We start from the raw sequence: 20,484 nt of genomic DNA on the forward strand, positions 1-20,484 counted from the left end.
TTACGCAAGGTATTGAACCGCCGTGTACGGAACCGTACGCACGGTGGTGTGAGAGGACGGTAAATCAACTAATGATTTACCTCCTACTCGATTTGCATGCGCTTGAAAACCACTGTAAGGGGATAATGACTTTACGAGTACGTTCTCTTTTTTGTAAGACGTATTTTTGTTAAAATAAGTTAACGAGTGTCAGAGTTGATCTGAGAAAATGAGGAGTCGAGACGAATGTCTGAAACGAAAAAATTATTGCTGATAGATGGATACAGTATAGCCTTTAGAGCGTTTTATGGTTTGCACAGTCAATTAGAAAGAATGAAAAATAGAAATGGGCTACATACGAATGCATTATATGGTATTCATAATATGCTTGAAGCTGTAATGAAAAAGGAACAACCAACGCATGCATTAGTTGCTTTCGATGCAGGAAAAACAACTTTTCGTCATGAGTTTTTTGAGGACTACAAAGGTGGTCGTTCAAAAATGCCGGCGGAGTTTGCAGAACAAATTCCTTTTATCAAAGATTTGCTTGCCGGTTTTGGACTAGAGTCATACCAACTAGTTAACTTTGAAGCAGATGACATTATCGGAACGCTTTCTAAAAAAGCTGAAGCAGATGGATTTAACGTTGTTATTTTGACGGGAGACCGAGATCTAACGCAATTAGCCTCTGACAAAGTAAGAATCGATATTACAAAAAAAGGTGTCAGTGATATCAAAGAATACACTGCGGATTCTATCATGGAAGAAATGGGTCTGACACCGAATCAGATTATTGACATGAAAGGACTTGCTGGAGACGCTTCTGATAATATACCCGGAGTTACCAACATCGGAGAAAAAACAGCATTAAAACTGTTGAAAGAATACGGTAGTGTAGAAAATCTATATGAGAATATAGATGAAATGAAAAAATCTAAAAGAAAAGAAAATTTGATCAATGAAAAAGACACAGCGGTACTCAGTAAGCGATTAGCGACGATCGATATTAAAGCACCCATCAAAATAACCGTTGAAGAATTATTGTATAGTGGAATGGATATGGAGAAACTCATTGCCTTTTATAAAGAAATGGATTTTCAATCTCATTTGAATAACTTGGATACGTCAGACTACATGGAACAACTTGCTGAAGATGTTGAGGATATTGACTATGAATATGTACAGACGATTTCCTCAGACATGTTCGAAGCGGACATGGCATTATATATAGAGATGCTGGAAGATAATTACCATCAGTCAGAAATCGTTTCTGTCGCATGGGGTAAGGAAAATCGCTTGTTTGTGGCTGAACCATCAGTTGCTTTTCAGTCAAAAGAATTTAAAGAGTGGATCGAGTCAGAAAGTATCTCTAAAACACTCTATGATACTAAAAGAACTTACGTGGCACTAAATCGTAAGGGGATGACACTGAAAGGAACGGCATTTGATATCTTGCTCGGTTCATATTTGCTGACTGCCGAAGATAGTAGTAGTGGAGACGTAGCAGATGTTGCAAATAAGCATCACTTCAAAGGTGTATCTCCAGATGAAATGGTCTATGGTAAAGGAAAGAAAAAGAAAGTGCCTGAAAATCTCGAATTAATGAGAGATCACGTTGCTCATAAAGTAAATGCAGTATATAAACTATCTCAACAAATGAATGAAGCGCTAATTGAGAATGAACAAGAAAATCTCTTGAAAGATATGGAGATTCCTTTAGCGATTGTATTGGCTGATATGGAAATACAAGGAATTACCGTAGATTCAGACAGACTTGAAACAATGAAGGCAGAGTTTGCAGAGAGTTTGCAGTCTATCGAGCAGAGAATCTACAAGGAAGCTGGAGAAGAATTCAATATCAATTCTCCAAAACAACTGGGTGTTATTTTGTTTGAAAAAATGGGTTATCCAGTAATTAAAAAGACAAAAACAGGCTATTCAACTGCACAGGATGTTTTGGAAAAACTACAAGATCAAGCACCTATCGTTGAATTTATTTTGAAATATAGACAAATCGCAAAAATTCAATCGACTTATATTGAAGGTCTCTTAAAAGTAATCAATCCCGATACGAAAAGAATACACACACGCTACCTTCAAACGGTCGCAAGAACAGGTCGTTTGAGTTCTGTTGATCCTAATCTACAGAATATTCCTGTTCGATTGGAAGAAGGAAGAAAAATCAGACAAGCTTTTATTCCTAGAAAAGAGAACTGGAAAATATTTGCCTCTGACTATTCTCAAATTGAACTAAGAGTGCTGGCGCATATATCAGATGATGAACATTTGAAACAGTCATTCATCGAGGAACAAGATATTCACACAAGTACAGCAATGAGAGTGTTTGACTTAAAAGATCCCAGTGAAGTGACTGCCAATATGAGAAGAGATGCGAAAGCTGTAAATTTCGGAATCGTTTATGGAATCAGTGATTATGGACTTTCTCAAAGTTTGAATATCACGCGTAAAGAAGCTCAAGAATATATCGATACCTACTTTGATCGTTTCCCAGGGGTCAAGAAGTTTATTGATGAGGTTATCCGTGAAGCGAAAGATAAAGGATTTGTCGAAACATTGTTCCACAGAAGAAGGTATCTTCCAGATATCAATTCTCGTAACTTTAATTTGCGGTCATTCGCAGAGAGAACGGCCATGAATACGCCTATTCAAGGAAGTGCTGCGGACATTCTTAAAGTGGCAATGATTGAACTGGCTGAAAAAGTTAAAGAACAAGGCTTAGAGGCGACAATGTTATTACAAGTTCACGATGAAGTGATATTTGAAGCACCAGAAGCAGAAATTCCTGTATTAGAGGCTTTAGTTAAAGAAGTCATGGAGAATGCAGTGGCGTTAACTGTCCCATTGAAAGTAGAAAGTAGTTGGGGCAAGAGCTGGTATGAAGCGAAATAAACTATTTATTATACCTAAGAAGAGAGTCTTACTCACTTCTTAGGTATTTTTAAAGAAGAAAGGAAGAACCTTGTGCCTGAATTACCAGAAGTAGAAAGTGTCCGGTCAGGATTAGAAAAGTTGATTCAAGGAAAAACGATTAAAACTGTCAACGTTTATTGGGACCGCATCATAGCTGAACCTAGCAACGTTGAAGCCTTTAAAAGGCAACTAGTTGATCAAAAAATAGAAGCTATCGGAAGAAGAGGGAAGTTTCTTTTATTTCAACTCACGGACTATGTACTGATTTCTCATTTAAGAATGGAAGGCAAGTATCGGATTGAAGAAAGTACTGTACCTTTGACAAAACATACGCATGTGGTTTTTAGTTTAGACGATGGAGTAGAGTTAAGGTATCTTGATGTCAGAAAATTCGGTAGAATGTCTCTGGTTGAAAAAGATCTGGTTCATACGCACAAGTCTCTGGCTAAACTAGGACCTGAGCCATTTGATGGAACACTACGACTAACTGAGCTCGATCGACAACTTAAGAAAAGAAAGAAAATGATAAAAGCGAGCTTGCTAGACCAGACAGTTATCGCGGGTATAGGTAATATTTATGCGGATGAGATACTATTTGAAGCTAGAATTTATCCAGGTAGATTAAGCAACTCTTTGAGTGATTTGGAAATGACTAACCTCCATAAAGCAATTCTGTTGGTTATGGGAAAAGCTGTCAAAGCAGGTGGAACGACCATCAGAACCTATATGAATGCATTTGGAGAGACTGGAACTTATCAAGCGTCGTTGAATGTTTATGGAAAAGATGGACAACCCTGTGTACGTTGTGGAACGATTATTGAAAAAACGAAAATTGCTCAACGTGGAACGCATTACTGCCCTAACTGTCAATTAGAAAATGGACCAATTGAGCCAGTATAGATAAATTGAGTTCGTTTAAATAGGAGGTATCATATGAGTTTTATATTAGGATTAACTGGCGGAATAGCGACAGGAAAATCGACGGTTAGTAAAATTTTTGCAGAACATCATATACCAATCGTGGACGCTGATATAGCTGCTAGAGCAATCTTAGAACCTGGAACAAAAGCGTTGGCCAAAGTTAAAGAAATTTTTGGAGAAGAAATCCTTTTAGATTCTGGAGCGTTAAATCGTAAAAAATTAGGCGATATTGTTTTTAATGACCAAAACAAATTAGACCAATTGAATGAGTGTCTGTCTCACTATATAAGGCAATGGATTTTAACTGAAAAAGCACGATTAGTTGAAGCAGATCATCCATTGATTGTTTTAGACATTCCGTTACTATTTGAAGCAAACTATAAGGAAATAACGGATGCAGTAATGGTTGTTGCTGTAGACGAGTCCACCCAATTAACACGATTGATACAAAGAAATCAATTATCTGAAGAAGAAGCTCGACAGAGGATGAACGCACAAATGGATTTATCTGAAAAGATAAAGCAAGCAGATTTCGTTATATATAATAATGGAACTATTGAACAATTAAGAGCACGAGTGGAAGAATGGCTTATAAGTAAAGGGTATTCCGGTGATTAAAGCTATGGTATAATAAATATAATCGAACGATCGTAAGATTATGAGAAAAGGACTGATTTCGATGCAATGTCCTCGCTGTCAGCACAATGGGAGCAGAGTCGTAGATAGTAGACCTGCTGATGAAAACACAGCCATCCGTAGACGTAGAGAATGCGAAAATTGTAAATTTAGATTCACAACCTTTGAACGCTTAGAGCAATCGCCTATATTAGTGGTCAAGAAAAATGGAACACGCGAAGAATTTAGTCGAGAAAAACTGCTTAGAGGGTTAAGAAGAGCTTTTGAAAAGAGACCGGTCACAGCTGAAGAACAAGAGAAAATCGTTAACCGTGTGGAGTACCAAATTAGAGATCGTGGAGACAGTGAAATTGAATCCACGAAAATCGGAGAATTTATCATGCACGAATTGGCTGAAGTGGATGATGTGGCTTATATAAGATTTGCCAGTGTTTATAGGCAGTTTAAGGATATAGAAGTTTTTATGAAAGAGATGGAAGAGCTAGCTAAAAAGAGAAAGAATCGTCAGTAAATGCATCACCTAGCGAATAGAGAGGAGCGCGCGTATTAGTGAGTTATCCATGGCAACAAGTCAAACCAAAAGATTTTTTTATATTACGTCAATCGTCGCCTCTCTCTGACCAAGACGTTAGAATATTGACAACGATTTATCAGCCACTGATTGGGAACGCGGCGTTTTCGTTATATATGAAATTAAAAGAATCGGTCAATAATCGAGGAGATTGGACTGAAGCTAGACCTTTATCAGAATTATTGATTGTATTAGATATTGGCATCCCTGAATTATATCAAGCGCGAATTCGACTGGAAGGTTTAGGCCTATTAAACGTTTATAAAAATAAAAATGTGTCAGATCGGTTTTTATTTGAGATTAAACCACCACTGACACCCGTCCAGTTTTTTAATGATCATTTGATGCGTCTAATCCTATTTGAAAAAGTCGGAGAAAGACTATTCAACGAAATTAAAAATCAATTTTTCAATGAACAGCCTAGTAATGAAGAGTATGAAGACATTACGAAATCATTTTTAGATGTCTATTACTTTAATATTCAACAACATAATCAATTATCAAATGGAACCTTTGAGAATCAACAAACTGTTCTGCCACAATTTTCTCCAGTTCAAAATCTTGTTGAACAAACTGATTTTGACTGGTCTTTTTTCATTGAAGGATTAAATCAGCACTTTATTAATAAAAAATCCATTACAAAAGAAGTTAGAGAATTGATTCTCTCGATTCATGAAATATATGGGATCAATGAATTAGATATGCAAAAGTATGTACTTGAAGCAACGGATATCGAGACTGCGGCGGTTGATTCGAAAAAATTATCTCAAATCGTGCAGCGTGATTTCCATCAAAAACAAGCTAAGCAAGTGAAATTAACTGATAAAGTGGATCATTCTATCGAAGAAAAAGAAGTAATGCAAAATGGTCGCAGAACTCAATTGAAACAAAAAGGGTTCAATGCACAAGAAGTAGAGATCATCTTACATGCGCAAGAAGTTAAACCGATTGAATATCTGAAATCAATCAAGAGTCAAAAAGGTGGCTTTGTTTCTAGTAATGAAACGTGGGTCATCAAAGAACTGGTTGAGCAGTCATCCCTTTCAACGAGTGTCATCAATATTTTGATTAATTATGTGTTGATTGGTAAAAATGCTCCAGTCCTCGAGAAAAGTTTAGCTTTGAAAGTGGCTAATGATTGGGCTCAAAATAATGTTGAGTCTCCAGAAGATGCTTTGCAGAAGGTTAAACAGCTATATGCAGAATCAAAGAGTGCGAGACAAAGTAGACAAAAATCTGGGTCATCTCGTTCGGGTAATCAGAAATATATTCGAAAAGAGACATTGCCTGACTGGGCTACTGAAGAAAATACTGGTGAAGAAATTGATGCACAAAAACAAGAAGAATTTAGAAGAAGGCTAGAAAAAATCAGAAATAGAAGTAAGGGTGGTGACAACTGATGGAAAGTATTCGTAACCAATTGGAAAATATGATGAACACAACAAAAATGAACGAAAGATTTCGAGAAATCATGAAAAATGAAGTATTCAAAGATCCTGATGTCAGAAAATTCATTGCCGAAAATAGAGCCGTATTAGATAATGAAGCAATAGAAAAAAGTGCATCAAAACTATATGAATTTGTTGTTGAAAAGAAAAAAGCAGCCGCTCAAAGTGGACAATTGATGCCTGGATACAAACCTAGGTTATCCATTAATAATAAACGAGTGGATGTAACGTATGAACCATCCTCAGACTTGATCAATCGTCAAAAGCAAGAAGCCATTAATAAACGGATTCATTCAATGTACATGTCTAAAGACATTAAACAATTCAATATTGATCATTTTGATAGTACGCCAGGACGAATCAAAGCAGTGCAAGAAGCATACGATTTTATTGATCAGTATTTGGAAGATCCAAGTACTTTCCATCAAGGTCTCTATTTCTACGGAAAATTTGGTGTAGGAAAAACTTTTCTACTGGGCGCGATTGCGCATGAACTCTCGGAACAAGGGCATCCGTCAACGCTTGTCCACTTTCCGACCTTTGCTGTAGAAATGAAAAACTCGATTGGTCAAAATACAACGGATGAAAAATTAGTCGCACTGAAAAATGCACCAATCTTGATGATTGATGACATTGGTGCTGATTCTATGTCTAGTTGGATCAGAGATGATATTCTTGGTGTCGTGTTGCAACATAGGATGCAAGAACAACTACCAACATTTTTTTCCTCGAACTTTGATATGGCTCATTTGGAACAGGAACACTTAAGAGTAACGCAAAGAGGAGAAAATGAACCTTTAAAAGCAAAAAGAATTATGGAACGCATCAAGTTTTTGTCTAAGGAAGTTGAATTGACTGGAGATAATAGAAGACACAGCTAGTATAAAAAACTATTGAATCCTTTAATCAAGCGTGGTATTCTACTATTATTCTAAAACCATAAAACAAAGAGAAAGATAATATTGATAATCTACTGTTTTTTCAGCGAGGAAAACGTTTGGTGAAAGTTTTCTAAAGCATATTATCATTTACCCCTTTCGAGTGTTACTTTGAAATAAGTAGGAGTAGCCGTGACTCTGCGTTAAAGAGCTAAATGAAGACAGAAGGGATGACTATCCCCCTCTGTAAATCTGGGTGGAACCACGTAATCAATCACGTCCCAATGAATAAGGTCAAACTTATTCATTGGGACTTTTTTTGTACAATAATAAATTGAAATCAGGAGGAAATCAGATGTCAGAAATAGCAGTTAAATTACCAGATGGTTCTGTAAAAAATGTAGAATCAGGCTCATCACCAAAAGTTATTGCCGGGAGTATCGCTAAGTCATTAGAAAAGAAAGGGTTAGCAGGTAAGTGGAACGGTCAGCATGTTGATTTTGATCAGCCTCTTTACGAAGATGGCGAGCTTGAAATCATTACACCGGATCATGAAGATGCGCTAGGTATCCTTCGTCATTCTACTGCGCATTTAATGGCACAGGCTATCAAGCGCCTGTTTCCAGATGTTAAGTTCGGTGTAGGACCAGCAATTGAAACAGGTTTTTACTATGATACTGATTCTGAAACACCGATTACTGAAGAAGATTTAGCTTCTATCGAAAAAGAAATGATGGCGATCGTTAAAGAAAATTTACCTTTTGTCAGAAAAGAAATTTCTAGAGAAGAAGCGTTAAAACTATTTTCAGCAGATCCTTATAAGGTTGAATTGATTACGAACTTACCAGAAGATGAGACAATCTCCGTTTATGAACAAGGAGAGTTCGTTGATTTATGTAGAGGTGTGCATGTTCCATCAACTGGACGCATTCAAGTTTTTAAATTACTTTCATTAGCAGGGGCCTATTGGAGAGGAAATTCCGATAACAAAATGATGCAACGGGTTTACGGAACAGCTTTCTTTGATAAAAAAGAATTAAAAGAATTCATTAAAATGCGCGAAGAAGCGAAACAACGTGATCACCGTAAGCTAGGTAAGGAATTAGATATTTTTATGCTATCTCCTGAAGTTGGATCTGGATTACCTTTCTGGTTGCCAAAGGGTGCGACGATACGCCGAGTGATCGAAAGATACATCACTGATAAAGAAATTAGCATGGGTTATCAGCATGTTTATACGCCCATCATGGCAAACGTTGATTTTTATAAAAAATCAGGTCACTGGGATCACTATCACGAAGATATGTTTCCGCCAATGGATATGGGTGACGGAGAAATGCTTGTATTGAGACCTATGAATTGTCCACACCACATGATGGTGTTCAAAAATGATGTACGAAGCTACCGTGACTTACCAATTCGTATTGCTGAATTAGGCCAAATGCACCGCTATGAAAAGAGTGGCGCGCTATCAGGTTTACAACGTGTTCGTGAAATGACATTGAATGATGCACACGTATTTGTAAGACCAGATCAAATTAAAGAAGAGTTCCGTCGTGTCGTTGAGTTGATGCTAGCGGTATTTGAAGATTTTGATATTACGGACTATCGCTTCCGTTTAAGCTACCGAGATCCTGCAAATACTGAAAAGTATTTTGATGATGACGAGATGTGGGAAAAAGCACAATCTATGCTGAAAGATACTTTAGATGAAATGGGTATGGAATACTTTGAAGCAGTTGGTGAAGCGGCATTCTACGGCCCTAAATTAGATGTTCAAGTTAAAACAGCCTTAGGCATTGAAGAAACATTATCAACTGTACAGTTAGATTTCTTATTACCTGAAAGATTTGATTTAACATATGTTGGTGAAGATGGAAATGATACGCACAGACCAGTCGTTATCCATAGAGGAATCGTTTCAACAATGGAACGTTTTGTAGCTTATTTGATTGAAAGATATAAAGGCGCGTTTCCAACATGGCTAGCACCGGTACAAGCGAAAATTATTCCAGTAAACTTAGACATACATGCAACATATGCTAACGAGCTGAACGAAGAACTAAAAGCGCAAGGTTTGCGTGTAGAGATTGATAACCGAAACGAGAAGATGGGATATAAAATCCGTCATGCACAAACACTCAAAATTCCTTACCAAATCGTTGTTGGTGACAGCGAGGTAGAAAACAAAACGGTCAGCGTACGTAAATATGGAGAGAAAGAAACACACACTTACTCAAAAGAGGACTTTGTAGCGAATTTGATTGCTGAATCAAGTAAGTAATCCTTTTTAAAGATATTGTTGACAAGTTCAAAAAAAATTGGTAAGATATAAAAGTTGAGAAAACAAAGCAGAAGCACCCGCTTCTCGCCTTTTGGATTTAAATCCATGGGCAGATATCGAACGTATATAAATCAGAATAAAAAAGTTGCTTGTCAGCTTTTCTATTTTGAAATCAGATGAGGTCAACTTATCTGTTAGCGGAGATAGAGACGGGGCATTCAAAAAGCCACGTCTCTTTTTCTGTCTTCGTTTTTTCGCAAATACTTTGGAGGTGAACCACCATAGCAAAAGACATGATTGTCAATGATCGTATACGTGCTAGAGAAGTACGTTTGATCGGCAAAGACGGTGAACAGATCGGGGTAGTCCAACGCAACGAAGCAATGCGCTTAGCCGAAGATGCCAATCTAGATTTAGTTCTAGTGTCACCTAACGCTAAGCCACCTGTTGCTCGTGTAATGGATTATGGGAAGCATCGCTATGAAATGCAAAAGAAAGAACGTGAAGCAAGAAAGAATCAGAAAGTTGTTAACATCAAAGAGATTCGTTTGAGTCCAACAATTGATGACCATGACTTCGATACTAAATTGCGTAATGCTCGTAAATTCTTGGAAAAAGGCGATAAAGTGAAAGTATCTATTCGATTCCGTGGACGTGCGATTACTCACAAAGAAATTGGACGTGAAGTATTGGAACGTATGGCGGAAGCAGCGTCTGACATTTCACAAGTCGAATCGAAAGCTAAAATGGATGGTCGTAGCATGTTCTTAATGCTTGCACCGAAATCTGAGAAATAAGACAAGTGTAGGAGGAAATCAAAAATGCCTAAGCAAAAGACACATAAAGGTTCAGCAAAACGTTTCAAGAGAACGGGTTCTGGTAAGCTTAAACGTAGCCACGCAAAACGTAGCCACATGTTCGCGAACAAATCTCAAAAACAAAAACGTCACTTGCGTAAATCTACAATGGTTTCACACAGTGATTACAAACGTATCAAACAACAACTTGCTAAAATGAAATAATAAATGTACGAGCACTCGAATGATCAAGAGTGCAACCAAGGAGGAAATGAATAATGGCACGAGTTAAAGGTGGAGTAGTCTCTCGCAAGCGCCGTAATCGCGTTTTAAAGCTAGCTAAAGGGTACTACGGAGCGAAGCATCGCTTGTTTAAAGTTGCAAAACAACAAGTAATGAAATCATACCAATATGCATACAGAGACCGTAAACAAAACAAACGTAACTTCCGTAGATTATGGATTGCACGTATCAACGCTGCAGCACGTATGAACGGTTTAAGCTACTCTAAGTTTATGCACGGACTAAAACTTGCTGGAATCGACATGAACCGTAAAATGTTAGCTGAACTTGCAGTAAGCGATGCAGCAGCATTTACTACACTTGCTGATCAAGCTAAAGACGCATTAAGCAAATAATAAAACAAAAACTCGCTTTTATTAGCGGGTTTTTTTTATTCCTAAAATACATAACATAGGTAAATGATTTATATTCATAGAGAGTGTTTAAATATACAAAATCGTTTTTTAAGATAGGAAATGTTTTTTTATTAAGAAAATGATAGAGGCACTCAAGAAACAATATGTAATCAAATAAGTGTTGATGAAAATACACATTTATCAAGAAAAACTAAGCTACTAAAGTAATCTGAATGTTCAATTTTGAGATATCATTCAGGAAATATTGTGAAAGATAGTTAAAGTTATAGATTAATCTAATTTAGCTCAGCAAGAAATCAACAATTTAATATAGAATTTTTATGAAAATAAGATATAATCGTTAAATCATGATATAATAAAAAAAATGAACGTTTGCCTTTCCGATGGGATATAATCAATCATCATTCGAACAATGAAACAATATTTCTCATAGCGCAAATAATTGATCGTGTAATTGTACATAAGAGGATATTCCTTATATAGAAACGGAAGGTATGAGGCAATGAATAGATCCAAAAAAAGGATTGCAGTCATAGGAACGGGTATCACAGGTCTAACGACAGCATTCAGACTAAAAAAATTAATAGAAGAAAATAATCTACCTTTCGAATTGATTGTATTAGAGAGTTCTATCCGTTCAGGCGGAAAGATACATACAATGAAAATGGGAGAAGACTACGTCGATCTTGGTGCAGAATCTATAGATGTTAGATCAGGTGATGCTCTAAAATTGATTGAAGAATTAGGCTTGCAAGAAGAAGTTAGCTTTAGCCAGAACGGTAAACCAGATATTTATGCGTTTAATAAATTATATCACGTTGATAGTCCGACCTATAAAGGGATTCCAGCAAAACGATCAGAGATTTGGAAATATGATATATTGTCTTTCCAAGGGAAAGTCTCCTATTTAAAAGATACGTATTTACCTGCACCAGAAGTGAATGAAGAGACGAGTGTAATACAATATTTGAATGATAGAGTTGGATCAGAGTTAACGGAATATGTAGTAGAACCATATTATTCACAGATTTATATGAACAATATGGAATCTACGGGTATGAATATGGTTGACCTGAAAATCATGGATCTTGAACATGAACATGGTAATTTAACCAATGCTATTGAAGCAAATCCAGCTATGCAAGACAGCGATGGAAATCAAATCTCTTTCAATAAAGGCCTAGAGACATTGACCAATGCGCTTTTAGAAGAGCTGAAAGACCATGTTATGTTTTCAAAAAAAGTAACAGAAATCAAGAAGAGTATTGAAGGAACCTATATACTAGATGTTAATAAAAAAGAACAAGTGAGAGTAGGGGCGGTCGTCGTTGCTACTGATCCTGGTGCTTATAAAGAAATGTTTAAAGATATTGAGTTTCAAGAACCACTCAAGGAAATCAAATCAAACTCAATTGGTTACGCGATGTTTAGTTTTCCTAAGGGATCAATAGTAAACGTACCTGAAGGTAATGGGGTATTGTGCTCAAGAAGAAATGACTCTCATATTTCCAGTGTGATTTGGCTGAACAAGAAATGGAAAAGTCTCGAAGAACGAGATGAAGAGCTCTTGGGCGTCTACTTTGGTAAAGGTAATGAAGAAATTATGTTGTCATTAAGTAACAGACAAATTGAGGAGCTTTTGTTAAGAGATCTTGAGAAGATGCTAGGTATTAGTGAAGAACCCATCTATCATGTTTTAAAACGATGGACAAATTCACTTCCAAAGCAATCCTTTAGTGGAGATACAGCTGGCAATCGCTTAATTGAAATGATCCAACAGGCATATCCTGGTGTATATCTAGCTGGTAATGGTATCAAAGGATTTGGTATTAACAGTTGTATCAAGCAAGGTACTGAAGTTAGCCAAAACATTATCCACCATCTAAAAATACAAAATGGTTTATAATGTTTGATCATTTTATAGATTTTTCGTGAAAAAGCAACTAAACTATGCTCTGTAGAGTGAATTTAGTTGTTTTTTTATTTTCATCTGGAGTAAGGTAGAAGCAAGTAGAAAAAGAAGGGAAGATCGATTATGCAAGTTACTATATTAGGGTACTATGGTGGCTATCCAACTAACGATGTTGGAACGAGCGCCTATTTAATACAGTCTGATGGCTATAACCTTTTGATGGATGCTGGAAGTGCTTCTCTACTAGCGTTAGAACATCATATTGACCCGTTAGATTTAGACGCGGTATTGCTATCTCATTATCACCATGATCATATAGCGGATTTAGGTGTATTGCAGTTTACTAGACAGCTAAAACGCACGGAAAAAGGCGATAGAGCACCTCTACTCTCAGTATATGGTCATAGTGAAGATCAAGAAGCATTTAGGAAAACAACATTGGAAGAGGTCAGTCAAGGAATTGATTACACAAAAGAAGATAGTGTAACAATAGGACCGTTTGATGTCACCTATCTTAAAACGTTACATCCAGTGCCTTGTTATGCATTTAAGATAGTGGAAAGAGTAACTGGGAAAACACTCGTTTATACGGCTGATTCAGGTTATTTAGAAGCCTTTCTCCCGTTTGCAGAGGGCGCCGATCTACTCATAACAGATACCAATTTATTTAAAGGAATGGAAGGCCATTCAGTCCATATGACTTCCAAAGAATGTGGCTATATAGCAAATAAATCTAACATAGATCAATTAGTACTTAGCCATTTACCGCAGAAGGGTAATCTTGATTTACTGAGAGAAGAAGCAGCGGCAGAAGCGCCAAATACGCGTGTTATGTTAGCGGAAAAACACTTAAAAATAAGCATATAAAAAGGGGAATACTCATGTATTATGTAAAAAATGAAAGAAATGGCGAGGAGATTCTGGATGCTAGAATCAACTTGGCTATCGAATACTATTTATTAAATGAGATAGAATTAGATGAACCCATTTTGCTATTTTATATAAATGATAATGCGATTATCGTTGGTAAGAATCAAAATACATTTGAAGAAGTTAATACGGACTATGTGAACAAGCATGATGTTACGGTTGTTAGGAGATTTTCTGGTGGTGGTGCTGTCTATCATGATCTAGGTGTACTATGTTTTTGTTTCTTGACCAAAGATGATGGAAATTCTTTCAGGGATTTCAAAAAATTCACTTCTCCTGTAATTGATGCCCTTCATAAAATGGGAGTAGAAGGTGCGGAGCTACGCGGTAGAAATGATTTAGTGATTGATGAGAAAAAATTCTCCGGAAATGCAATGTACTCAAAAAATGGTCGACTAACTGCTCATGGAACATTGATGTTCGATTCTGAAATTGAGGCAGTTGTGGGCGCATTAAGACCGAAGAAGCATAAATTAGAGTCAAAAGGCATTAAGTCGATTAGAAGCCGAGTTACGAATATCAAACCATACTTAAGCGACGAATATCAGTATATGAATGCGAAAAATTTCAAAGAAAAACTTTTGTTGAATATATTTGACGTTTCTGATGTTTCCGAAGTGAAAGAGTATCAGTTAACCGAAGAAGACTGGGAAAAAATTGATCAGTTTGCTGAAACTTATACGGCCAACTGGGATTGGAATTACGGAAAGTCTCCTAAGTTTGATTTGGAAAGAAGTGAACGACTGTCTGTCGGTACTGTTGAAGTAAAAATTAATGTTGATAAAGGGATCATTAAAGATATCAAGATATATGGAGACTTTTTTGGCTTAGGAGAAATTTCGGATGTAGAAGAAAAATTAGTTGGTAAGCCATATGAAGAGAGCGCGATTCGTCAAGTCTTTGAAGAAGTAGATATTGATAAGTACTTCGGTAAAGTTGAAATTGATGAGTTAGTCGAATTATTTTATTAAAAGAATTAAAAAAACAGCTTGGAGTATATTCAATTACAGAATATCTTCAAGCTCTTTTTTGTGAAAAAGTTAAAGATAAACGATTTATATCCAACTAGGTGTGACGAGAGTTTCTTTTGTTTATAATCGTTACAATTTAGTATCGTTTTAAACGTTCTAATGATTATTCGTTATAAACGCTTTAGAATAGGCGTTTATAGCGATTTTTAACAAGTGGTTATAATGTATATCGATTAATTTTGACAAAAAAATGACAAAAGGGGTTTACAAGAGTTCACAATTGATATATAGTTAGTAATGTAGTCAATAAGTAAACCAATTGAACTTAAAAATGAACTTAAAAAAAACAGAGTTTTGAAGGGAGCAATACATAATGGTCACATTATTTACATCACCAAGTTGCGCATCATGTAGAAAAGCGAAGGCGTGGTTGGAAGAATATGGTATCCCTTATGAAGAAAGAAATATCGCTTCAACCCCTATTAGTATAAATGAAATTAAATCAATCATGCGTATGACAGAAGAAGGTACGGAAGAAATCATTTCAACTCGTTCTAAAGCTTTTCAACAATTGAACGTTGATATTGATGACCTTTCACTACAAGAACTGTATGCTCTAATCCAAGAAACACCAAGTTTACTACGTAGACCGATTGTTTTAGATGAAAAGCGTATGCAGATTGGATATAACGAAGACGAAATTCGTCAATTTATTCCTAGAGAAGTTAGAGCACTTGAGTTGCAGAAAGCACAACGACTAGTTGCACTATCGAATCTATAGTCTTTATTGAATAAATTGTCTTATCGAACTAAAGCCAAAGATTCGACGCGTCTGGTACGGTCGGATCTTTTTTATATTCTTTAAATCATTGACTTGTATTCGAATCAGTCATTTTGTATAATAGCTAGAGCGCAGACTATGTGCAAAAAGAGGTTACTAAGCTTCATATTTAGTAGTAGAACCTCTATAATAGAGTTATAGATATTGTCGGTAAGAACAATATGCCTAAAAATTGAATACCTGACATTGATCAAAGGAATGGGGTGCTAGAAATATGGAAATTGAACACATTAACGAAGATACTATTCGTGTGAAAATTGAAAATACTGACCTCGAAGAAAGAGGCATCACTTTTCTTGACCTATTAGGTAACCAGAAACAAATTGAAAATTTTTTCTATAGCATTTTAGAAGAAGTAGATATTGATGATGAATTTCAGGAATCTGAAGCTGTTACATTTCAGGTAATGCCAAATAACAATGGTTTAGAATTGTTTATCAGCAAAGGGACACAGTATAGAGAAGAGTTAGAAGATGACCTTGAAGATGATTCGATGATGGATCCAGTAAAAATGCTTAATGACTCACTGTCTCAGAAAAAGAATGAAGATGGGGTAGAAGAATACATGAATGCACAGGATACGAAGACCATGGAAGCAGTATTCGTGTTCCATAGCTTTGAACAAATGATTATGATGGCCCAAGAGTATTACTTGGAAAGTGGGTTATCTAATTTATATAAATTCAAAAATCAATACTACTTGCATATTGTATTTTTTATTGAAGAAATGTCACTTAGAACGACAGACGAAGAAATTGCACATGCTCTTGAATTCGGTGAAAGAAGCCGAATATCAGCGGAAGTTTTAGATGAATACGCAGATAAAATCATGGACACAAATGCATTAGAGCTAGTTAGACACTATTTCAAATAAGTTAAGTAAACCACGTGGATAATTTCCTCGTGGTTTTTTAGTGAATTAATTAATAAATGGTCAGTTTTCTATTTGAGAAAGAAAGGTGATCATAATGATTATTGCGAAATTAGACAACGTAACGCATGTAGTTGCTTCTGATGGTAGTCTAAATAGGTCTTCACCCATGTATTGTCCATCATGTGGACAACGAGTCTATTTAAAAAAAGGTAAATTGAAAATAGCACATTTTGCTCATTTTTCTAAGCAAGAATGTGAATCATTTTCTGAGGGAGAAACAGCGGAACATCTAAAGGGGAAATGGAAACTATTCCATTCACTTAAAAAGCAAGGTTATGAAGTTGCCTTGGAAGCGTACCTGCCTGAATTGAAACAAAGACCAGATATACTATTGAAAACAGACACGGAGTCTATCGCTATTGAATATCAATGTAGTATGCTACCCATCGATAAAATGGTTGAAAGAACTGAAAATTATTTAAGGAACGGTTATTATCCTTATTGGATATTGGGAGAAAAATTTGTGATGAATCAGAATATAACGACCTTAAAGAAAACTTTTATTCAACATACTACTAGATTAGGTTTTTACTTTGTCCATTTCAATTCCGGAACAAATGAATTAAAGATTTTCTACGATTTTTATAAAGTTTCTGATAGTAAATGGCGCTACACTAACTGTCGTATACCATTAGAGGCGCTTGATCTAATGTTAAATAAGAACTTTAAGGAACTCATTTCGAAAAAAACGATTAAAAAACCGAAGGAAAGTCTCTACAGGAGCTATCTTGAACTCCAAAATAAAATACGAGCTTCAAATAACCGACTTAGACCTTTTATTTTTACACTTTATAGACATTCAGAAACCATTGTAACGATGCCAATAGAACTTTTCTTATCACTCAAAAATGAATGGCTTATTGAGCAGCCACCATATGAATGGAAATATCACTTTTTAAGGTGGATAGAATCTCAAAATAAGCGAAAAATTATAACTAAAAGGAACATTATTAGTTATATAAAGAATGCGATCAACAGTCAAGAGCTTCAAATAGCGAGATTACCTTTGGTCAAAGACGAAGTAATTGTTTCATTATTCGTAGACTATTTATCACTCCTTATAAATACTGGAATAGTCATCAAAATTAGCGATGAAAAGTGGCTATTTCAATCAAAAGCAGCGCGATATTCTAATGAATCTGATAAAGTGAAAAGATTGAAAAACCTTTTCTTCTAAAATGAACAGAATGAATTATTTGTATATTCTATTAGAATTCAAATTATGTTATCATTATTTAAGAGTTATATTAGGAGGGTGTTTATGTCAACAGGAAACCGTTTGCCAAATAGAGAAGAAGTCTCAGATGCATTAACTTGGGATCTGACCGTGATTTTTGAGTCGGACGAAGAGTGGGAAAGTAAAATTAAAGAAACAGAAGTAAAAGTAAAAGAAGTTGCTGCTCTGCAAGGGACATTGAATGATGGAGCAGATGCATTTCATAATGTACTTGTATCTTTATTAGATGTATTCCGTTCATTTGGTTCCATTTATGTCTATTCACATTTAAAAAATGACCAAGATACATCGAATGGCACATACCAAGCAATGAACGACCGGGCGAGATTACTCGCGACGAAAGCTGGAGAAGCTACTTCATGGTTCGAACCTGAACTGTTGTCGCTATCTGAAGAAACGGTCTCAGCTTATTTCGAAAAAAATGATTCGTTATCTCAATACAAGCACTACGTTGACCAATTAACAGCTAACAGAGAACATGTCCTTTCGGCAGAAATGGAAGCACTACTAGCTGGAGCAAGTGATATCTTATCCGCTTCTAGTCAGACATTTAGTGTATTAAACAATGCAGATTTGACGTTCCCTAAAGTGAAAGGTGAAAACGGCGAAGAAGTTCAATTGTCACATGGCATGTATGGTGAATTGCTTGAAAGTACAAATAGGGATGTCCGAGAAGAAGCATTCAAGAAAATGTACGAAGTCTACGAAGGTCTTAAAAACACATTTGCGAGTACATTATCGGCGAATGTAAAAAATCATAATTATCAAGCCAATGTTCACAAATTTGATTCAGCTCGCCAAAGAGCATTATCAGCAAATCACATTCCAGAAGCAGTACATGAAACGTTGATAGATGTGGTGAATGATCATTTACATTTGCTTCATAGATATATGGATTTACGCAAAAAACTATTAAATGTTGATGAATTGCATATGTATGATTTGTATACACCAATAACTGGTGAAGCAAGTCTGAAATATACCTACGATGAAGCAAAAGAAGAAACATTCAAAGGATTAGCGCCTCTAGGGGATGAATACCATAATGTTTTAGAACAAGCTTTTAATAATCGTTGGATCGACGTTGTTGAAAACAAAGGAAAACGCAGTGGTGCATATTCTTCAGGTGATTATGATACGAATCCATACATTTTACTGAACTGGCATGACTCACTCAACCATCTCTACACACTAGTTCACGAATTAGGCCATAGTGCACATAGTTACTTTACTAGAGAAACACAACCTTATGTATATGGCGATTATTCTATTTTCTTGGCAGAAATAGCTTCTACAACTAACGAGAATATCTTGACTGACCATTTATTAAATACGACAACAGATCCTAAAGCACGTGCTTATGTATTAAATCACTATCTTGATGGCTTTAAAGGGACAGTATTCCGTCAAACACAATTTGCTGAATTTGAACATTTCATGCATAAAGAAGCGGCTAAAGGCATTCCTTTAACAGCGGACCATTTGAGTGAGAATTACGCTGCAATCAACCATAAATACTACGGTGAATCTGTAGAAAAAGATCCTGAGATTGAGTTCGAATGGGCACGTATTCCTCATTTCTATTATAATTACTATGTCTACCAATATTCTACAGGATTTTGTGCGGCGACAGCACTTGCTGACAAGATTTTGAATAAAGAAGAGGGTGCACTAGAACAGTACCTGAATTATCTGAAATCGGGTAGTAGTGATTTTCCGATAGAAGTGATGAAAAAAGCTGGTGTAGATATGACAAATAAATCGTATATCGAAAAAGCGATGAAGGTGTTTGAAGAACGATTGAATGAACTTGAAGCTGTATTAAAAGAATTAAATCTGTAAAAAAAAAAGAATCCTTGGCCAGTGCCAAGGATTCTTTTTATACCATTTGGAATCTAAATTTATTTTTTGTTTCAGGGATCTCTTGAGCAATCGTGTCATCTGAGCAAAGTCCATGAAGTAATTTTGTAGACAAAGTGGTTTCAATTCTATAACCACACTCTGCATCTACGCCGTTAAATAAAATACAAGAAGGTGTATCGTTCACAGCCATTTCTTCAGCCAATTTTTGGTCTTTAGTGAAAGCAGACTTAGCTATATCTGACATTAAATCTTCTTCAAACATTTCTAAGTCTAATTTAGCTTTTTTAGCTGCAGCAATAACGATTGATTTTGTTAGGAACCCTTGAGATTCCATAATCATTTCTTGTAATACCATCAAAAACTTTCTAGCTTTTTTCTTTCCTTGCATAGATGCAGCAGCGTAGGCAAGACTTGCGTTGAATGAGTCAGTATATAGGCGATTGCGATTCTCAATCGAAGTACTATGATACTTTTCATCTAACAACTGTCTCTTCACAGAATTAAAGTTAAGAAGTGGAATGAAACGTACTTTAACTTTTTCGTCTCTTTCTTTAGAGAATACTTCAATGATTTCTTCGGCTTCGTAACTTTTAGCACCTAAAGGATTTACAAATAAAAATATCTCAATAACATTATTTAAAACCATACTATACTCACCTAACAATAAATTATTTTTTTTGGTCATCTTTAAT

At 35.9% G+C, this 20,484-nt stretch carries 18 protein-coding genes; 17 read left to right on the forward strand and 1 reads right to left on the reverse strand.

Features of this window, described 5'->3' with window-relative positions; all coding sequences use genetic code 11:
* Positions 1–225: 225 nt before the first annotated feature.
* The 17 genes from polA (at position 226) to pepF (ending at position 19,771) form a co-directional block, all read left to right on the forward strand.
* A complete protein-coding gene (gene polA, locus J5J05_RS00990; RefSeq protein ID WP_208558799.1) occupies positions 226–2,889 on the forward strand; it encodes a DNA polymerase I in 2,664 nt (887 codons plus the stop codon).
* 72 nt (positions 2,890–2,961) lie between these two features.
* The gene (mutM, locus tag J5J05_RS00995; protein ID WP_208558800.1) at positions 2,962–3,810 is read left to right on the forward strand and encodes a DNA-formamidopyrimidine glycosylase; all 849 of its coding nucleotides are present in this window, start codon (positions 2,962–2,964) and stop codon (positions 3,808–3,810) included.
* A 33-nt stretch (positions 3,811–3,843) separates the two neighbouring features.
* Positions 3,844–4,449: a dephospho-CoA kinase gene (gene coaE, locus J5J05_RS01000; RefSeq protein WP_208558801.1), complete on the forward strand. Its 606-nt coding sequence runs from the start codon at positions 3,844–3,846 to the stop codon at positions 4,447–4,449.
* A 61-nt stretch (positions 4,450–4,510) separates the two neighbouring features.
* Positions 4,511–4,978 (forward strand): transcriptional regulator NrdR, encoded by a 468-nt coding sequence (gene nrdR / locus J5J05_RS01005; protein ID WP_208558802.1) that lies wholly within the window; start codon positions 4,511–4,513, stop codon positions 4,976–4,978.
* A gap of 38 nt (positions 4,979–5,016) precedes the next feature.
* Entirely contained in the window at positions 5,017–6,438 is a 1,422-nt protein-coding gene (locus J5J05_RS12925; RefSeq protein ID WP_208558803.1) for a replication initiation and membrane attachment family protein, read from the forward strand.
* Entirely contained in the window at positions 6,438–7,367 is a 930-nt protein-coding gene (dnaI, locus tag J5J05_RS01015; RefSeq protein WP_208558804.1) for a primosomal protein DnaI, read from the forward strand. Before J5J05_RS12925 ends, dnaI begins: the two co-directional genes overlap by 1 nt.
* A gap of 352 nt (positions 7,368–7,719) precedes the next feature.
* Complete coding sequence (gene thrS, locus J5J05_RS01020) at positions 7,720–9,648, forward strand: threonine--tRNA ligase (RefSeq protein WP_208558805.1); 1,929 nt, start codon at positions 7,720–7,722, stop codon at positions 9,646–9,648.
* Positions 9,649–9,941: 293 nt separating this feature from the next.
* Positions 9,942–10,445: a translation initiation factor IF-3 gene (gene infC / locus J5J05_RS01025; RefSeq protein ID WP_208558806.1), complete on the forward strand. Its 504-nt coding sequence runs from the start codon at positions 9,942–9,944 to the stop codon at positions 10,443–10,445.
* A gap of 24 nt (positions 10,446–10,469) precedes the next feature.
* Positions 10,470–10,670, forward strand: coding sequence for a 50S ribosomal protein L35 (gene rpmI / locus J5J05_RS01030; protein WP_208558807.1), 201 nt, complete (start codon positions 10,470–10,472; stop codon positions 10,668–10,670).
* Positions 10,671–10,723: 53 nt separating this feature from the next.
* Entirely contained in the window at positions 10,724–11,083 is a 360-nt protein-coding gene (gene rplT / locus J5J05_RS01035) for a 50S ribosomal protein L20 (RefSeq protein WP_208558808.1), read from the forward strand.
* Between the two features lie 523 nt (positions 11,084–11,606).
* A complete protein-coding gene (gene hemG / locus J5J05_RS01040) occupies positions 11,607–13,010 on the forward strand; it encodes a protoporphyrinogen oxidase (protein ID WP_208558809.1) in 1,404 nt (467 codons plus the stop codon).
* A gap of 129 nt (positions 13,011–13,139) precedes the next feature.
* Positions 13,140–13,883 (forward strand): MBL fold metallo-hydrolase, encoded by a 744-nt coding sequence (locus J5J05_RS01045; RefSeq protein WP_208558810.1) that lies wholly within the window; start codon positions 13,140–13,142, stop codon positions 13,881–13,883.
* Between the two features lie 14 nt (positions 13,884–13,897).
* Positions 13,898–14,917: a lipoate--protein ligase gene (lplA, locus tag J5J05_RS01050; RefSeq protein ID WP_208558811.1), complete on the forward strand. Its 1,020-nt coding sequence runs from the start codon at positions 13,898–13,900 to the stop codon at positions 14,915–14,917.
* A 373-nt stretch (positions 14,918–15,290) separates the two neighbouring features.
* Positions 15,291–15,698 (forward strand): transcriptional regulator SpxA, encoded by a 408-nt coding sequence (gene spxA, locus J5J05_RS01055; protein ID WP_208558812.1) that lies wholly within the window; start codon positions 15,291–15,293, stop codon positions 15,696–15,698.
* A 274-nt stretch (positions 15,699–15,972) separates the two neighbouring features.
* Positions 15,973–16,632: an adaptor protein MecA gene (locus J5J05_RS01060; protein ID WP_208558813.1), complete on the forward strand. Its 660-nt coding sequence runs from the start codon at positions 15,973–15,975 to the stop codon at positions 16,630–16,632.
* A 94-nt stretch (positions 16,633–16,726) separates the two neighbouring features.
* Positions 16,727–17,869 (forward strand): competence protein CoiA, encoded by a 1,143-nt coding sequence (locus tag J5J05_RS01065; RefSeq protein ID WP_208558814.1) that lies wholly within the window; start codon positions 16,727–16,729, stop codon positions 17,867–17,869.
* Positions 17,870–17,953: 84 nt separating this feature from the next.
* Positions 17,954–19,771 carry an oligoendopeptidase F gene (gene pepF, locus J5J05_RS01070; protein ID WP_208558815.1) on the forward strand — a complete coding sequence of 606 codons (1,818 nt, stop codon included), beginning with the start codon at positions 17,954–17,956 and terminating at the stop codon, positions 19,769–19,771.
* 37 nt (positions 19,772–19,808) lie between these two features.
* Here the strand turns inward: pepF and J5J05_RS01075 are convergent, their stop codons facing one another.
* Positions 19,809–20,438 carry a DsbA family protein gene (locus tag J5J05_RS01075; protein ID WP_208558816.1) on the reverse strand — a complete coding sequence of 210 codons (630 nt, stop codon included), beginning with the start codon at positions 20,436–20,438 and terminating at the stop codon, positions 19,809–19,811.
* Positions 20,439–20,484: the final 46 nt, after the last annotated feature.

Origin of the sequence: Marinilactibacillus kalidii (assembly GCF_017599325.1) — a bacterium.
Taxonomy (GTDB): domain Bacteria; phylum Bacillota; class Bacilli; order Lactobacillales; family Carnobacteriaceae_A; genus Marinilactibacillus; species Marinilactibacillus kalidii.

Bases quoted from the DNA above. Each gene is read 5' to 3' on its own strand.
- polA (WP_208558799.1), top strand. From the start codon at position 226: ATGTCTGAAACGAAAAAATTATTGCTGATAGATGGATACAGTATAGCC.
- coaE (WP_208558801.1), top strand. From the start codon at position 3,844: ATGAGTTTTATATTAGGATTAACTGGCGGAATAGCGACAGGAAAATCG.
- nrdR (WP_208558802.1), top strand. From the start codon at position 4,511: ATGCAATGTCCTCGCTGTCAGCACAATGGGAGCAGAGTCGTAGATAGT.
- dnaI (WP_208558804.1), top strand. From the start codon at position 6,438: ATGGAAAGTATTCGTAACCAATTGGAAAATATGATGAACACAACAAAA.
- thrS (WP_208558805.1), top strand. From the start codon at position 7,720: ATGTCAGAAATAGCAGTTAAATTACCAGATGGTTCTGTAAAAAATGTA.
- infC (WP_208558806.1), top strand. From the start codon at position 9,942: ATGATTGTCAATGATCGTATACGTGCTAGAGAAGTACGTTTGATCGGC.
- rpmI (WP_208558807.1), top strand. From the start codon at position 10,470: ATGCCTAAGCAAAAGACACATAAAGGTTCAGCAAAACGTTTCAAGAGA.
- rplT (WP_208558808.1), top strand. From the start codon at position 10,724: ATGGCACGAGTTAAAGGTGGAGTAGTCTCTCGCAAGCGCCGTAATCGC.
- hemG (WP_208558809.1), top strand. From the start codon at position 11,607: ATGAATAGATCCAAAAAAAGGATTGCAGTCATAGGAACGGGTATCACA.
- J5J05_RS01045 (WP_208558810.1), top strand. From the start codon at position 13,140: ATGCAAGTTACTATATTAGGGTACTATGGTGGCTATCCAACTAACGAT.
- lplA (WP_208558811.1), top strand. From the start codon at position 13,898: ATGTATTATGTAAAAAATGAAAGAAATGGCGAGGAGATTCTGGATGCT.
- spxA (WP_208558812.1), top strand. From the start codon at position 15,291: ATGGTCACATTATTTACATCACCAAGTTGCGCATCATGTAGAAAAGCG.
- J5J05_RS01060 (WP_208558813.1), top strand. From the start codon at position 15,973: ATGGAAATTGAACACATTAACGAAGATACTATTCGTGTGAAAATTGAA.
- J5J05_RS01065 (WP_208558814.1), top strand. From the start codon at position 16,727: ATGATTATTGCGAAATTAGACAACGTAACGCATGTAGTTGCTTCTGAT.
- pepF (WP_208558815.1), top strand. From the start codon at position 17,954: ATGTCAACAGGAAACCGTTTGCCAAATAGAGAAGAAGTCTCAGATGCA.
- J5J05_RS01075 (WP_208558816.1), bottom strand. From the start codon at position 20,438: ATGGTTTTAAATAATGTTATTGAGATATTTTTATTTGTAAATCCTTTA.